Annotated in this window: 17 protein-coding genes; 12 read left to right on the top strand and 5 right to left on the bottom strand. The window is 33.8% G+C overall.

Annotated elements, in window-relative coordinates; all coding sequences use genetic code 11:
• Window positions 1-43: 43 nt before the first annotated feature.
• Window positions 44-847, bottom strand: coding sequence for an oxidoreductase (locus EAH57_RS06705; protein ID WP_121929362.1), 804 nt, complete (start codon window positions 845-847; stop codon window positions 44-46).
• Window positions 848-1082: 235 nt separating this feature from the next.
• Between EAH57_RS06705 and EAH57_RS06700 the strand changes: the two genes are divergently transcribed.
• The 3 genes from EAH57_RS06700 (at window position 1083) to EAH57_RS06690 (ending at window position 3307) form a co-directional block, all read left to right on the top strand.
• Entirely contained in the window at window positions 1083-2096 is a 1014-nt protein-coding gene (locus tag EAH57_RS06700) for an alpha/beta fold hydrolase (RefSeq protein WP_121929361.1), read from the top strand.
• Between the two features lie 176 nt (window positions 2097-2272).
• Window positions 2273-2569: a YciI family protein gene (locus EAH57_RS06695; RefSeq protein ID WP_121929360.1), complete on the top strand. Its 297-nt coding sequence runs from the start codon at window positions 2273-2275 to the stop codon at window positions 2567-2569.
• Window positions 2570-2596: 27 nt separating this feature from the next.
• Complete coding sequence (locus EAH57_RS06690) at window positions 2597-3307, top strand: SDR family oxidoreductase (protein ID WP_121929359.1); 711 nt, start codon at window positions 2597-2599, stop codon at window positions 3305-3307.
• 78 nt (window positions 3308-3385) lie between these two features.
• Here the strand turns inward: EAH57_RS06690 and EAH57_RS06685 are convergent, their stop codons facing one another.
• Complete coding sequence (locus tag EAH57_RS06685) at window positions 3386-3826, bottom strand: winged helix-turn-helix transcriptional regulator (protein ID WP_121929358.1); 441 nt, start codon at window positions 3824-3826, stop codon at window positions 3386-3388.
• A 169-nt stretch (window positions 3827-3995) separates the two neighbouring features.
• Here EAH57_RS06685 and EAH57_RS06680 point away from each other — a divergent pair, with 169 nt between their 5' ends.
• Complete coding sequence (locus tag EAH57_RS06680; RefSeq protein ID WP_121929357.1) at window positions 3996-4244, top strand: hypothetical protein; 249 nt, start codon at window positions 3996-3998, stop codon at window positions 4242-4244.
• A 245-nt stretch (window positions 4245-4489) separates the two neighbouring features.
• Here EAH57_RS06680 and EAH57_RS06675 read toward each other — a convergent pair whose 3' ends face one another.
• A complete protein-coding gene (locus EAH57_RS06675; RefSeq protein ID WP_121929356.1) occupies window positions 4490-4726 on the bottom strand; it encodes a VF530 family DNA-binding protein in 237 nt (78 codons plus the stop codon).
• A 439-nt stretch (window positions 4727-5165) separates the two neighbouring features.
• On the opposite strand from EAH57_RS06675, the gene EAH57_RS06670 reads away from it, so the two are divergent.
• Complete coding sequence (locus EAH57_RS06670) at window positions 5166-5903, top strand: hypothetical protein (RefSeq protein ID WP_121929355.1); 738 nt, start codon at window positions 5166-5168, stop codon at window positions 5901-5903.
• Between the two features lie 249 nt (window positions 5904-6152).
• Here the strand turns inward: EAH57_RS06670 and EAH57_RS06665 are convergent, their stop codons facing one another.
• A complete protein-coding gene (locus EAH57_RS06665) occupies window positions 6153-6347 on the bottom strand; it encodes a hypothetical protein (protein ID WP_004865564.1) in 195 nt (64 codons plus the stop codon).
• Between the two features lie 121 nt (window positions 6348-6468).
• Between EAH57_RS06665 and EAH57_RS06660 the strand changes: the two genes are divergently transcribed.
• From EAH57_RS06660 to EAH57_RS06650, 3 genes are all read left to right on the top strand, one after another.
• Window positions 6469-6717 carry a hypothetical protein gene (locus tag EAH57_RS06660; protein WP_121929354.1) on the top strand — a complete coding sequence of 83 codons (249 nt, stop codon included), beginning with the start codon at window positions 6469-6471 and terminating at the stop codon, window positions 6715-6717.
• Between the two features lie 4 nt (window positions 6718-6721).
• Window positions 6722-7141, top strand: coding sequence for a hypothetical protein (locus EAH57_RS06655; RefSeq protein WP_121929353.1), 420 nt, complete (start codon window positions 6722-6724; stop codon window positions 7139-7141).
• Between the two features lie 196 nt (window positions 7142-7337).
• The gene (locus EAH57_RS06650; protein ID WP_121929355.1) at window positions 7338-8075 is read left to right on the top strand and encodes a hypothetical protein; all 738 of its coding nucleotides are present in this window, start codon (window positions 7338-7340) and stop codon (window positions 8073-8075) included.
• A 249-nt stretch (window positions 8076-8324) separates the two neighbouring features.
• Here EAH57_RS06650 and EAH57_RS06645 read toward each other — a convergent pair whose 3' ends face one another.
• Complete coding sequence (locus EAH57_RS06645) at window positions 8325-8519, bottom strand: hypothetical protein (protein ID WP_004865564.1); 195 nt, start codon at window positions 8517-8519, stop codon at window positions 8325-8327.
• Between the two features lie 121 nt (window positions 8520-8640).
• Here EAH57_RS06645 and EAH57_RS06640 point away from each other — a divergent pair, with 121 nt between their 5' ends.
• From EAH57_RS06640 to EAH57_RS06625, 4 genes are all read left to right on the top strand, one after another.
• Window positions 8641-8889: a hypothetical protein gene (locus EAH57_RS06640; RefSeq protein WP_121929354.1), complete on the top strand. Its 249-nt coding sequence runs from the start codon at window positions 8641-8643 to the stop codon at window positions 8887-8889.
• Between the two features lie 4 nt (window positions 8890-8893).
• Window positions 8894-9313 carry a hypothetical protein gene (locus EAH57_RS06635; protein WP_121929353.1) on the top strand — a complete coding sequence of 140 codons (420 nt, stop codon included), beginning with the start codon at window positions 8894-8896 and terminating at the stop codon, window positions 9311-9313.
• Between the two features lie 335 nt (window positions 9314-9648).
• On the top strand, window positions 9649-10668 hold the full coding sequence (locus EAH57_RS06630; RefSeq protein WP_121929352.1) for a ComEC/Rec2 family competence protein: 1020 nt from the start codon (window positions 9649-9651) through the stop codon (window positions 10666-10668).
• Window positions 10655-15784, top strand: coding sequence for an ATP-binding protein (locus tag EAH57_RS06625; RefSeq protein ID WP_228200039.1), 5130 nt, complete (start codon window positions 10655-10657; stop codon window positions 15782-15784). Before EAH57_RS06630 ends, EAH57_RS06625 begins: the two co-directional genes overlap by 14 nt.
• Window positions 15785-15835: the final 51 nt, after the last annotated feature.

Here is a 15835-nt window from a genome sequence, read left to right as displayed (position 1 = left end):
TTTCTCGAAATTATTTTTAAAGTTTTATAGGCTTGGGTTTGTTCTAAACTTTCAAGCTGCGGTGAATTAATTTGTCAAAGATCTTTGCTGGTGCAAATCGTCTTAATGCTTTTAAGCTTTTTGCAGTTTTTCCTGCTGTGTAGCGTGGTACGACCTGTTGGCTTTGAATGACGGTTAAAATTGTATTGGCAACTACACTCGGGTCATCTGACTTATTAATTGAATTAATCATTTGTTTATGTAGCTTTTCACGCGTTTGATCGTAAAAAGAAATTTTATTGTCTGCTTCGAGTAAGTTTACTCCCAAAGACGTATTGGTGTAAGCAGGTTCAATAAGTGACACACGAATGCCTTGAGATCTTAATTCGTGATCTAAAGATTCAGAGTAACCTTCAAGTGCATGTTTTGATGCAGAGTAAAGTGCACCAAAAGGCAGAGGTAAAAGCCCAAGAATTGAACTGATATTTAAAATCAATCCTGATTTTTTCTGGCGCATATGTGGAATCACTGCACGAGTCATTCGAACCGCACCAAAAAAGTTGGTATCAAAAATAGCCTGTGCTTGTTGCATTGAGCTTTCTTCGGCACCAGCAGGTGCTATTGCAAACCCAGCATTATTAATTAAGACATCAATTTTTCCTTCAGTTGCTATTACTTTTTCAACGGCTTGTGCAACCGAATCATCTTGATTTACGTCTAACTCAATAAGATGGAATTTGTATTTTGATGAATCTTTTGCTTGTCGGCTTGTGCCATAAACAATAAATCCAGCCTCATGTAAAAGGTTTGCTGTTGCTAAACCAATACCAGAAGATGCACCTGTAATTAGAACTACTTTGCTGGTCATATCATGTTCCTTACTTAAACTTTGTGGCCTGAACCAATGAATTCTGGCTTGATTTTTCCATCATAATCTAAAAATAAAATAGTTACTACTAAAAAGATAGTGACAATATTTTTTTACATGCGTATAGTGGGTGTTAAATCGATACTTACTCTGTTTTTATCTTTTCTCCCTTTGGAAGATCACTCATAAAAAACAGATGAATCAGATCAATGAATTAAATTTGAGGATCAGAGAAATGAATTTTTTATTAAATACAGTTGCTATGAGTTTGACGGCGATATCTATTTTTAGTGCTCCCTTAACTCATGCAGAGGTTGTGCCATCGGTTTCTTTTAATGAACCATCAATTCAGGCACATAAAGTGTCATCAAGTGCTGTTAGCAATCAGCAAGCAGGGCAACACGCCGAGCAAGATACAAATTGGAAGAATGTACCAACTCAATTTATTAGTGCAGGTGGCGTTAACTTCGCTTACCGAGAATATGGTCAACAAAACGGTGGAACACCTGTCATTTTCTTAAACCATTTAGCTGCTGTACTAGATAACTGGGATCCACGAATTATTGATGGAATTGCGGCTAAACATCATGTTGTTGTGTTTGATAATCGCGGCGTTGGTGCTTCGACTGGTGAACCAGCAAAGTCAATTGAACAAATGGCAGATGATGCGATTACTTTCATTCAAGCAAAAGGCTTTAAGCAAGTCGATTTATTCGGCTTCTCGATGGGCGGCATGATTTCACAAGAGATTGCGCTAAAACAGCCGAATTTGGTTCGAAAAATGATTTTATCGGGAACTGGCCCTGCGGGCGGTACTGGAATTAGTACAGTCGGGCGAATTTCTAATTGGGATTTAGTTCGTGGAATGGTGACTGGTCAAGACCCTAAGGTTTATCTCTTTTTCACTCGTACAGAAAATGGTAAAGCTTCTGCAAAAGCCTTTATTCAACGTATTAATGAACGTACTGAAAACCGTGATAAAGAAATCACCATTTCTGCCTATCGTGCCCAGCTTAAAGCATTAAAAAAATGGGGAAGTAAAAAACCTGCTGACCTTTCTGTGATTCAACAACCTGCATTAGTTGCCAATGGTGATCATGATCGGATGGTACCTACTGTAAATACTTATGACTTGGCAAAGCGTCTTCCAAATAGCACGCTCATTACCTATCCCGATGCAGGGCATGGTGGAGTTTTTCAGTTTCATGATGATTTTGTAAAACAATCCCTCGCGTTTTTAGCTAAATAACAAATTGCTGCGATGTACTGGCGGAGTCTTTACAGTCCAAGCCTAATACGCTCGGGCAAAAGAGTTTGAGTCCTCAAAGCCTAGTAGAAAAGATATTTCAGCACTAAAAGTGTCAAAACTGCAAAGTAGATACTTAAATATTTACGCAATTTACTAATTATTTTTAAGGATATGAAATGAAAAATTACTTATGTAAATGGATCCCACCACGTGCGGATTTTCTCGGAACGATGTCTGACGAAGAGAAGAAATGGATGGGACAGCATGGCGATTTTTTAAATAAACTTCTAGATCAAGGCGTTATTGTCGCCCATGGTCCCGTTATTAATGATGGGAATGGGTACGGCCTTTCGCTTTACCAGATTGCAGATGAAGAGGATATCGCTAGCTTCACGTCACAAGACCCTATCGTAAAAAATGGTGTCGGCCATTATGAGCACTACGTTATGCTTCATTTGGCTTCACACCTCTAATTTCCTAAATTTATAGAAGATATTATTATGAATATTAAAGGTTCAGTCGCACTTGTTACAGGTGCAAATAGAGGACTGGGTGCAGCTTTTGTACGTACATTACTCGCTGCTGGTGCTAGCAAGGTCTATGCGGCAGCGCGTAATCCATTGAGTATAACAATTGAGTCAGGTGTAGTACCTGTTCGTTTGGATGTGACCAGTCCAGATGAGGCTGAAGAGTTAGCACAAAAACTGGGCGACGTAAATTTATTAATAAACAACGCAGGTATCGGTGGATATGGAGCTATTCTTTCTCCATCATCCATCGATTTACTTCGGGATCAGTTCGAAACAAATGCAGTTGGGCCACTGCGGGTAACTCAGGCATTTGCACCAATTCTAACTACTCACAATAGCAGTGCTGTAATCAATGTGATCTCAGCGTTAAGTTGGGCTACTTTACCTGGAGTTACAGGTAGTTATAGTGCTTCAAAAGCAGCAGCTTGGGCTTTGAGCAATGCTATGCGACAAGAGTTAAAAACACAGGGAACAGAGGTTTTGTCGCTGCATGTTGCTTTCATGGACACAGACATGGTTCGTGGGTTAGCTGGAAATAAAGCTTCAACTGATGTTATTGCACAAATGACGATAGCTGCTTTAGAGAGAGGGGAATCTGAACTCTTAGCAGATGAGATTACCCAAAATGTGCATGCTGGACTGACAGCCGAAACGCCAGTTTATCTAGGCATGCTTGAGTAAATTAATAATGAATGAATAAATATAAACATGCTCTGTTCTATAAAAAGCACTCTCATTGAGTGCTTTTTTTTATTTATATTATTCGCTTTTTAGGCGAATAGGGCGAGTGCCAATTTCAGCTCCCGTCATTTGGTCTAACACAATAGGTTTGATTTCAGTACCTTGTTCTGCATCAAGGAAAGTCATCATTTTTTCAGGCTTTTCATAAGGTTTGTATTTTCGCCCCCATGCGCCAATCACAAATAAAACAGGTAAGAAGTCTTTACCTGCTTGAGTTAATACATACTCTTCACGCGGCGGGTGTTCAGAATATTGTCTTTTTTCAAGTAAGTTTTCATCTACCAACACAGATAACCGTTTTGTTAGCATTGTAGGTGCAATACCTAAACTTTTTCGGAATTGATCAAAACGAGTAGATCCTACATGCGCATCTCGTAAAATCAACATGCTCCAGGCATCACCTAGCACAGAAAGGCTTCTGGCGATTGGGCAGGTTTCAAGACTGGTATTTTTACTCATAGAATTAATAAGTTGATATCTGACTACTTAAATAATAGTAACATGGTTCTATATTCTTAACTATGACAATTAGCTACAAGATGATAAACGACAGTTTGTGTCGCTCAGATGTTGATCATCCAAGTCTACTTGCTAATATAAAAGCTTCTTAACTTTGGTGATTTTTATCATGTCAAAAAACTCAAAACAAACCTCTAGTAAAGTCGGATCTCTAGCTTCAAAGGTATTACGAAATCCGTCTTCTTCTGCAATTCAAAAGGAGTTAGCTGGATCTGCTTTAGCCCAAACGCATTCTAACAAGCAAACAGGAAATGAAATGGAATCAAAGGCATCTAAAGTATTACAAAGTGAAAAATATAGTGACACAACAAAAAGTTTAGCTGCTTCAGTACTTGCTCAGGCAAATAAAGAGAGATAGATAAGCTTTAAATGAAATATAAAAATGCTTCTATTCACGTTGCTGAGCTGTGGCAATAAACAGTGTTGTCTGTAAGCCACAGTCTCAGATATTCTAATTACCTTATATTCACCTGTAATCTAGTTCACAATTAAATTTATGTTTAATGAAACAATAAATTTAATTACTTAGAGCATTAAAATTATAATTTATAAAATATTTGGCAGTCCAGCACTAATTAAAATGCTGAGGCTGGGTTTTGATAGCTACGATTTCTGCTTGGCTTTTTGGCGTAAGACATACAAATATAAGTTTTCTACTTTTTCACGTGCCCATGGTGTGGTACGCAAAAATCGCAATGATGACTTAATACTTGGATCTATGCAAAAACATCTAATTTCAATTTTATGACTTAAGCCTTCAAAGCCACCGTAGTAATCCAATAATTCATCCAAAATGTCAGCAAGTTTTTTGCCGTGTAAAGGATCATTGGCGGTGTTCATAATAGATCAACCATATTTTTGGAGGCCATTATTATAACCCGAGCTAGTTAGAAAATGAGAGAGTTGAAATTTAAACGTAATTAACATATAAAATTACAGCTTATCTTCCTAGTTATAGTTCTAATCGTTGGTCGTAATTTCAATTTCCCGCAACCTATAATATGCGGGAAACGATAGGCGATATTTGCCTCATTACCCAGACATTGAAGTCATAGCCACGCAGACTTGCGTAGGTTTGACTAATACGCAAGTCGAGTAGCGGTCTGATTTCTGCATAACTTATATTATGTTACTTGGAATACTCAGCAACGTGAATTATGATCGTAGAGATTCACGTTGCTGAGCTGTAGCTACAAATAGTGTTGTGTAGGCTACAGTCTTAGATACTCTATTTAACATAAAATGAAGTTATGCGACTTCAGAATGACTAAAACTAAATATGACTACTGAAAAATGTCCAAATAGAGTAATTTTTGAAAAGTTAGAATCTTCTTTTGATCGTTTAAGAGAGGCTGAATGGACTATTGATTTAATGAAAATGCATTATCATTCTGCAGATTCATTTAGATGGTCTTTAAACTGTTTTCTTCGATCATTAAAAGAAGTTGCCCAAATTATCTTAATGGAAATTCAGGACAATCCCGATGCTCGTAGTTTATTTAAAACTATTAAGAATAATCTTAATGACGATCAACTTATCAGTTTTCTTTTTAAACAAAGAGATATCATTGTTCATAAGCAAATGCTAAAACCTAATAGTTCTGCATTTGTTGGCTTTACGAAAGGAAGAGGGCTAAAGTTAGGATTTAAATTTCCATTGAACCCACTGGAAGACAGTGAAATTGGTATTAAAAAATATATTCACGCTTTAATAAAATCTAAAGAAAAAGATTTTTTCGGCTTTCTTTATATGGATCCCGATGATGATTGTGGTGAATATTCATGTGTTCAACGCGAATGGAAATTAGAAGAATTCCCTGATATTGAAATTATAGATTTAGCAACCCATGCTTGGGAAATTGTTGCTGAAGCACTATTTGAAACTGCCAGATTTTTAGGGGCTAAACTGATTCAACCAAAGCTTGAAAAAACACCTAAAGACGATTATCAAATCGAAGCATATCACCCTCAATGGGTAAAAGAACAATATGATGATTTAGCTTCTAGAATACAATAAGAAAGAGTCCACGCTATCTAATGGTGGACTCTTATAGTTTTTTACATTTAAACAACAAAAAAACTTAAGTTATTATTTTTTAAAGATTTCAAAAAACAAAATTATATATCTTGCATTGCAAGACTATATATCTTGTATATCCAATATATATCATATTGGTTTTTAAAGATTTATCTCAATTTGCCACCCTTTAAACATTAATGAATACTCTCCAACGGGGCATAGGTTCATTGGTGGTTTGAATCTAGATTAATCAATCTTATCAAGTACTTCTTCGCGATATTTTATAACTTCATCAGCCTTTAGATTCTTAAGGTGATACTTGATAAGAGCATGAATTACATCAGATTCTTTCATTAAAACTTTTTTCTCAATGACGAACTTCATCAAAGCTTCTTTGATGCTATCAACTTCGTCATCTCGAATTTTATAAACCTTAGCCATAACTTTGATTCCACGTTAAAAAGTAACTTAGTTTTATTTTAAACTTAATTTAAAGTTGTAAAGTTACTTTTAAAATGATTTAATCCTAACTATAAATTGGTAACTTTTAAATAAGGTAACTATGGCTGCTATAGCGTTCCAAAATCATCTCGATTTCATTCAGGCTGCTTTCAATCAAGTTGCCAAGATCGTTGCTGAACATGGTCATCCATGCCTAGACGTATGTTGTCCTGCTGAATCTACAGAAAGATGCCTTGAACATTTGGCAGTGGTTGCAAGTGACTGGTCGTATGACTATTCACTCATTGATGCCCACTTAGAAACCTATAAAAAAGCCAATGCTGAAATTCGTGAATATTTAGGAGAGTAGGGTGATGGACAAGGCATGTGAACTGATTAATAAAATCCAAGACTTCGATAAAAATATTCATCAACTAACAGAAGTCTATGAAGAATCAAAATTCATCATGGATGAAATTGTTTTAGCTGCGACTTACTCAGAAATTGATCTTCGTGTTTGCCAAAATCTTAAAGATTACTTGAATGGTGTTGTTCAAAACAAATTGAACCATTGCCAGCAGCTCATCACTAAAAAACAGAAACAGCCACAGGACAACTCAGTCGTTCAAACCTTTGAACATAAAATAGCCAATGTACTGGTAAATACGGTACATCCAACTAAGCAAGGTTCTCAGCCCCCAATTTATAATATGCGGGAAATGATTGACCAAATCTGCATCATGTACCCAGACATAGAGGTCATAGCCACGCAGACTTGCGTAGGCTTGGACTAATACGCAAGTCGAGTAGCGATCTGATTTCTGCATAACTTATATTATGTTACTTAGGATACTCAGTAACGTGAATTATGATCGTGGAGATTCACGTTGCTGAGCTGTAGCTACAAACAGTGTTGTGTAGGCTACAGTCTTAGATATTCTATTTAACATAAAATGAAGTTATGCGACTTCAGAATGACTAAAACTAAATATGACTACTGAAAAATGTCCAAATAGAGTAATTTTTGAAAAGTTAGAATCTTCTTTTGATCGTTTAAGAGAGGCTGAATGGACTATTGATTTAATGAAAATGCATTATCATTCTGCAGATTCATTTAGATGGTCTTTAAACTGTTTTCTTCGATCATTAAAAGAAGTTGCCCAAATTATCTTAATGGAAATTCAGGACAATCCCGATGCTCGTAGTTTATTTAAAACTATTAAGAATAATCTTAATGACGATCAACTTATCAGTTTTCTTTTTAAACAAAGAGATATCATTGTTCATAAGCAAATGCTAAAACCTAATAGTTCTGCATTTGTTGGCTTTACGAAAGGAAGAGGGCTAAAGTTAGGATTTAAATTTCCATTGAACCCACTGGAAGACAGTGAAATTGGTATTAAAAAATATATTCACGCTTTAATAAAATCTAAAGAAAAAGATTTTTTCGGCTTTCTTTATATGGATCCCGATGATGATTGTGGTGAATATTCATGTGTTCAACGCGAATGGAAATTAGAAGAATTCCCTGATATTGAAATTATAGATTTAGCAACCCATGCTTGGGAAATTGTTGCTGAAGCACTATTTGAAACTGCCAGATTTTTAGGGGCTAAACTGATTCAACCAAAGCTTGAAAAAACACCTAAAGACGATTATCAAATCGAAGCATATCACCCTCAATGGGTAAAAGAACAATATGATGATTTAGCTTCTAGAATACAATAAGAAAGAGTCCACGCTATCTAATGGTGGACTCTTATAGTTTTTTACATTTAAACAACAAAAAAACTTAAGTTATTATTTTTTAAAGATTTCAAAAAACAAAATTATATATCTTGCATTGCAAGACTATATATCTTGTATATCCAATATATATCATATTGGTTTTTAAAGATTTATCTCAATTTGCCACCCTTTAAACATTAATGAATACTCTCCAACGGGGCATAGGTTCATTGGTGGTTTGAATCTAGATTAATCAATCTTATCAAGTACTTCTTCGCGATATTTTATAACTTCATCAGCCTTTAGATTCTTAAGGTGATACTTGATAAGAGCATGAATTACATCAGATTCTTTCATTAAAACTTTTTTCTCAATGACGAACTTCATCAAAGCTTCTTTGATGCTATCAACTTCGTCATCTCGAATTTTATAAACCTTAGCCATAACTTTGATTCCACGTTAAAAAGTAACTTAGTTTTATTTTAAACTTAATTTAAAGTTGTAAAGTTACTTTTAAAATGATTTAATCCTAACTATAAATTGGTAACTTTTAAATAAGGTAACTATGGCTGCTATAGCGTTCCAAAATCATCTCGATTTCATTCAGGCTGCTTTCAATCAAGTTGCCAAGATCGTTGCTGAACATGGTCATCCATGCCTAGACGTATGTTGTCCTGCTGAATCTACAGAAAGATGCCTTGAACATTTGGCAGTGGTTGCAAGTGACTGGTCGTATGACTATTCACTCATTGATGCCCACTTAGAAACCTATAAAAAAGCCAATGCTGAAATTCGTGAATATTTAGGAGAGTAGGGTGATGGACAAGGCATGTGAACTGATTAATAAAATCCAAGACTTCGATAAAAATATTCATCAACTAACAGAAGTCTATGAAGAATCAAAATTCATCATGGATGAAATTGTTTTAGCTGCGACTTACTCAGAAATTGATCTTCGTGTTTGCCAAAATCTTAAAGATTACTTGAATGGTGTTGTTCAAAACAAATTGAACCATTGCCAGCAGCTCATCACTAAAAAACAGAAACAGCCACAGGACAACTCAGTCGTTCAAACCTTTGAACATAAAATAGCCAATGTACTGGTAAATACGGTACATCCAACTAAGCAAGGTTCTCAGCCCCCAATTTATAATATGCGGGAAATGATTGACCAAATCTGCATCATGTACCCAGACATAGAGGTCATAGCCACGCAGACTTGCGTAGGCTTGGACTAATACGCAAGTCGAGTAGCGATCTGATTTCTGCATAACTTATATTATGTTACTTAGGATACTCAGTAACGTGAATTATGATCGTGGAGATTCACGTTGCTGAGCTGTAGCTACAAACAGTGTTGTGTAGGCTACAGTCTTAGATATTCTACTTAACTTATGTTTAGCTAGAATTAAGTTCATAATTAATTAAAAAATTATTTTATATAAAACAAATAGTTAATTAACATATTTTAAATATATTGAAAACAACTTCATGAACTTGCTTTAAAAAATGATTCCATTTTTAATATAAATAGATAAAATATTTATAAATCATCATTTTACATAAGTATTAAATGTTAAAGATTCATGTAATAGATGCGACTCATGGAGATTGTCTTCTTCTTGATTTCGATCATTCAAAAATTCTGATCGATTGTGGTCCAAAATCATTCAAAGCTCGTAGAGATGTACTAGCTAATATAGAAAAGATTTTAGGTGAAAATAGTGTTATTGATATAGCGATAGTCACTCATAATGATGATGACCACATCGGTGGATTTGAATTTTTGCTCGATACTTCTATCAAAATTAACACTATTGTTTTTAATAGTCTTCAAGATATTCCTGACATTATAAAAAATTCACAAAAACAAATTTCATATAACCAAGATAATGCTCTTAAGCAAAGATTGTTGGCAGAACGAGGAATTAAAACTCTATGTTTAACAAGAGATTCTAGTCCATTAATAATTAATGATATTACGTTAACTGCGATAACGCCAACGGCTGAAGCTCTAGAATGCATGCTAAATGATGCCAATGTTCAAAAAGAAAGAGAAGAAAAAAAGAGAAGGCAAAAACAGATCTCAAGTTCGAAGACTGAAGAAATAAAGCCTGAGGAGGCTTTACAAAAAACTCAATCTGGTCAAGATGTTTTCGTAAAAGATCCTTCTATTACTAATAAATCAAGTATAGGATTAGTCATTCAATACGGATCTTTCTCTGGGCTTTTTTTAGGGGATGCTCATGCTGAAGATGTGATTGAAGGGTTGAATATTTTAGGTTTTAATAATCATCAATTTGATGTGGTAAAAATATCTCATCATGGAAGTGAACGAAATACAAATATTGAATCATTAAGTCTTTTGGGAAAGACTGACTATATATTGTGTGCAAACAATGAAAAGCATTATCACCCTAATAATATGACATTAGCTAGAATATTAAGTTTAGATAATACCCCAACTATTCATTTAAGCTCAAATAATCCTAGTCTATTGGAAAAAATTAATGATTTTAAAAAATTAGGTTTTAGTATTAATGAATCATATCCGACTAATGGCGTGAATACACTTTGCTATGAATACAAATAATCTAATACAAGTTCACACACTGACAGATAACTCCAGTGGATATTTTTTCAAGTCATTTGATGATGAGAAGTCTTTTGTTATTACATCTAAACATAGCATTTGTGACCAAAAAAAAAGCTGTGACTTATATCAGAGAAAAGTGGATGGATGTTGCAGAGCCTGTCCTAAAGAATTTGATATAAAAGATATTAAATTATTAAAGAACAATGATAAGGCTACTCTTCAAATAGAAAAAATCTATTATGAGAAAACAAAAGATTTAGTAATCTTAAGTGTAATTGATCATGCTACTGATAAACTAATCATAAATGGAAAAAGTAGTAGTGACAGCTACGTAACTTTTGGTTTTAATAGTTTAGAATCAGGAGTGACTAGCTTAGTCTTTGATACGCCGAGAGTTATTGATACACTTATATATTACAATTTACATTCAAACCCAATCCCAAACTTAATAGAAAAAGAAGATAATTTTGATGGGATTTCAGGCTCTGTAGTTTTTACACATCATGAAAAGTACCCGACAGCAAAAGCACTTATTATTCATGATGAAAATCATAATGATATTGGAGCAGAAAGCCTTGATACTTTAAATTTCAGTGAAATCAATGATTTTTTTGAATGCAAGGTCTTTGATCAAAGATTATATATTCCAGAAGTACAAAAAATTAAAGATATTAGTCAACAAAGTTTGGAATTAGTTTCGAAGATGATTGATGGAGTAGAGTTATCTAGACCTATATTACACAACGAGTTTGAAGATAAACTAAATTCAGGCAGATTTATACAAATTACTGGTTTGTCAGGTACAGGTAAATCAGTTCTATTAAGACAAATCGCTGAATTAAAAGCTAATAATTCACCATTTTTATTTATTAAATCAGATCAACTTACAGGAAGTAATAATTGGTTAGAATATCTATCTAGAGTTGGACTGCCGAGTTTTTCAATTTCAGAGTGGCTAATCAGTTTAGAAGCTACTGGGGGAATTCCAATTGTCTTCATTGATGGTATAGACAGAGTTAGTGAAAACAGTAAACCAATTATTGAAGATTTAATTCGTTCAATTTTTAATAATGATGATTTAGCCAATTGGAAAATCGTAACCACTTTAAGAGACACAGGGCTTGAACCATTAAAAGTGTGGATCGGTGCTCTTTTAAAGAGTATTAATATCCAAATTATTAACGTAGAACTTTTAAATGATGATGAATGTTATGCATTAGCTCAAAAAATTCCAAGTATTCAGCAGTTATTATTCAGTGATAGTAAAGTCAAAGAAATCATTAGACGTCCATTTTTTACGAAAGTTGTAGCAAGCTTAAAAGCTAATAATTTTGAACCTGAGTCAGAACTAGAATTAATAGATGCTTGGTGGAAACGAGGCGGATTTAATGAAATTGGTCAATCTACTTACAATCGACAGGATTTTTTAAAAAGACTTTCTGAACTTAAATCTATAAACCTTAGCAATAGTGTCAAACGTAGAGAGATTAAGCCTATCGATGCTTTAGATAGCTTGGTGGTAGATGGTATCATCCATGTAAACTCTAAAAGTTCTGCTGTTGATTTTACACATGACATATTTTATGAGTGGTCATTACTTTATCTTCTTTTAGAAGAAGAACAAAACTGGTTAAATAAAATAGAAAGCTTTGGGCAACCTCCTTATATAAGTAGGGTTGTAGAATTGCTTGCTCAACGAGAGTTTATTGATGATCAGTGGGTAAGTCATTTAGCGAATCCAAAATTTCAACAACTCAGATCACAATGGTTAAGAGCATGGATAATTGGACCAATAGGACATCCGAAATTTATTGAGTTGAGTAGTGGATATACACAAACTTTGCGGGAAAAGGATTTCGATCTTTTTAATAAGTTATTAACATGGTTTCAAGCAGAGAAAACTAAGGCAAATCCAATATTCTTGCAACAGCCTGATAAATTACAATTAGCGATTCAACATCCCTGGCCATCTGATGCATTCTTATGGCGAACACTTTTAGAATATGTTTTTAAATTAATACCAAATACTCCACATCGATTATATCCTCAAATTTTAAAAATTTTTGAGGTTTGGCAATATGTAGGTATTCATGTACCTTCAAATCAAATGTCTAAAATGATTTTGGATGTATCAATCGACTGGCTTTTAGAAATTTCTCAAAGAGATAGAGCTAATGATTGGGGCCAAATAGTTAACTTAAAAGATTTTAAGTTTAGTCTAATTAATCTAATTTTGGTTTCAACACAATCAAATCCAAGTTATACGGAAAGATATTTAAATTTTTTACTGTTGGAAAAAGAAGTATCTAAAGAAATTTATGCACATATAGTAGGTGCTTCCACACTTATTTCACAATACCATCCAAAATTACTTGCTGATTTAACGCTAAAATTTTTATTAGATGAACTACCTAAAGAACATATAGAACGTGAGAAAAGGGAACATGAAAGAGCCCATCAATATTTTCAGGAGTTATTAGCTAAACCTGAAGAAGAAAGAACCAGAGAAGAACAATTAAAGATTGATCGTCGTGCTTTATTTTTTCATCAAGCACTATATCAACAGATTCAGAGTCGTGATTGGGAAAATTTATCAATTAAATATGAGTCTAGACACTTTTATCCTAGCTCACCTTTAAAGGAACCATTTTTTTCATTATTGACTCATTCCGAAGAAACGGGATTTCAGATTATACGTGATTTGTCTAATCATGCGATTCAAGCATGGAAACAACTATGTGAAATTTCTGAACAAGTCCCTCTACCAACTATTATTGAATTTCCTTGGGGAATGCAAGAATTTTGGGGAAATGAAAAGCAATATATCTGGAAAAAACCTGTTTGGATAAATAATGCAATTTCATCGGCCTATATGGTGTTAGAAAATTGGTGCTTTGAACAACTAGAGCAAGGGCGAGATTTTGATGAACTCATTCAAAAAATTACTTTAGGGCATGAATCAGTAGCAATTCTTGGTGTAGTCAATGTTTTAGCCCTAAATAAGCAAGTTATTTCTAATTCTATATTTCCAGTTGTCACTAATTTTAAAATTTTAGAGTTAGATAAGTATCGTTTTCAGCAAGACTTACAGGAACCTAGTACAACTTTAATTTCTCTTCAAGGTGAATCAAAATATCAAAAAGATATTGAAGCTGTCAGACAAAATTACAATAGAGAAGGTCATAAATTAAATTTAGAGTTCTTATTAAAAAATTACTTTACAAATCCTGAATTTCGTGAACTTACAAAAGATAAGTTATCCAATTTCAAAGCTGAACTGCCTTTTAATTTTTTATATGAGAAGACTGATGAATGTAGTATCAATTCTTTAGAAGAACGGGCTAATTATTACGCTGAATACGCGAATATCACTAATTACTTATTCCAAGAAATGGATAAATATCATTTTAAATTTTTCTTTAACCATCCTGAACATAAAAAGCAAGCTGAATCGAAAGAGCATAAACAACAAAATGAAACCTTCTATTGTTCACAAATTGCATTTTGGGCCGAAAAATCATTAAAAGCTCAAAAAATTCAGGATACATTTACTTTAGAGTCAGTCATTGAATTCTTAAAAAGTATAGAAGAAAAAGACTTATTTCACGATGCTTGTGACACATATGAAGATTCGTCTACGCATAAAAGGATGAAGCAAAGTGCTTTTAGTGCATTAGCTACGATGATCTTAGTCTTTAGAACAGATCGTAAAAAAAGTGATCTAGAATGGGCTCGTGATATTTTAAACCAAGCAGTCCGATTACCATATAGTTCTTACGAAGTAGGGTGTCCACAAGCTTCCTTAACTTTTCATCCGAAGAAATTTCTTGCACAGGCTTTATCGAGCGAAATTATTCATGACAGCATGGATGATTCAACGTTTAAAAATCTAATCAATATTATAGTGAGTCCATCTCACGAAATTTCATTAGTGGCACTAAAAGAATGTCTTAAATTATTTGATAAACATCCTAAACTAACTTGGTCTGCAATTTATTTTGCATTTGCTCTATGTAAAAATCATTTAAATTATCGAATCTATCGATCGGATAAATATCCAGAAGCACAACAACAGTTAAAACAGTTATATGAACATCTAAACAGCTATTTAAAATCAGAAAATGATTGGTGTGCATTACCTATACCTGATGTACCTTGGATGAAAAAAGATGAACATGATTCAAAATGGGTAAAATCAGATACTCAATGGGATCATGAGTTTTCAGGAAAAGTTATTAAGTTATTGCCTGAGAAATTACTTCATGATACCTCTCAAACCTATATCCTCAATTTTTTAGAAAGTTGCTTAGAATGGACTATAGAAAAACAAGAACCTTCTTGGCTTGAAAAGAATCAGAGGTTTGATGATAAAGATATTATTTATGAATGGAATCATAGCTTATCTAGTGCCTTAGCTAGGGTCGTTGGGATATTCCCTAAAGAAGAAATCAAAACAAAATTCCTTATGCCAATTCTTAAGCTTAAAACAGATGCTTGTTGGGAGTTGCTTTATCCGTTCATTGAAAATTATATTTGTCGTTATATTTATGATGCACAAAACATTCCTGAAAATGCATTAGATGTTTTAAATTTATGTCTGAATCGTTTTTTACTTGCATCCTGCTTTGATAAACAAAGTTATAGAGCTGGACAAATTTCAGGCTTTGACTTGCCTAAAATTGCAAAATCGCTGATGTTTGTATCATTAGATCAAGATGCACCTTTAGCTAGCAGGTTTATGAATGGTGATTGGTCTGAAATTGATATCATTTTACCTCTAGTGAATAAATATGTCCGAGCGGCAGGTTGGACTGAATATATTATTCATCTATTCCTGAAATTGTGTGAACGATCAGTCCAGAATTATCCATCACACTTATATGCGGATCAAATTTTAGGGTTAATTTCCTCAGGTGAAACATTGAATTGGAATGAGCACATATATCAAAGGATATCTAACATTATCCAAATTTTTATAGATAAGGAACAATCGATGCCAATAGAATTTCGACAAAAATTCTTAAAGATCATTGATTGGTTAGTTGATCATGGTGATAGAACAAGTGCAGCACTTCAGCAAACCAAATTTTTTCAAACAGTAAAAAGCTCCTGAGTTATAAATTCATAACTTTATAGAGTTAACAATTTTTATCAAACACTTATC

It is taken from the genome of Acinetobacter sp. 2JN-4, assembly GCF_003687745.1.
Lineage (GTDB): Bacteria > Pseudomonadota > Gammaproteobacteria > Pseudomonadales > Moraxellaceae > Acinetobacter > Acinetobacter halotolerans.
Note: the sequence above shows the minus strand (reverse complement) of the source record. Positions and strands in the feature narration are given on the sequence as shown.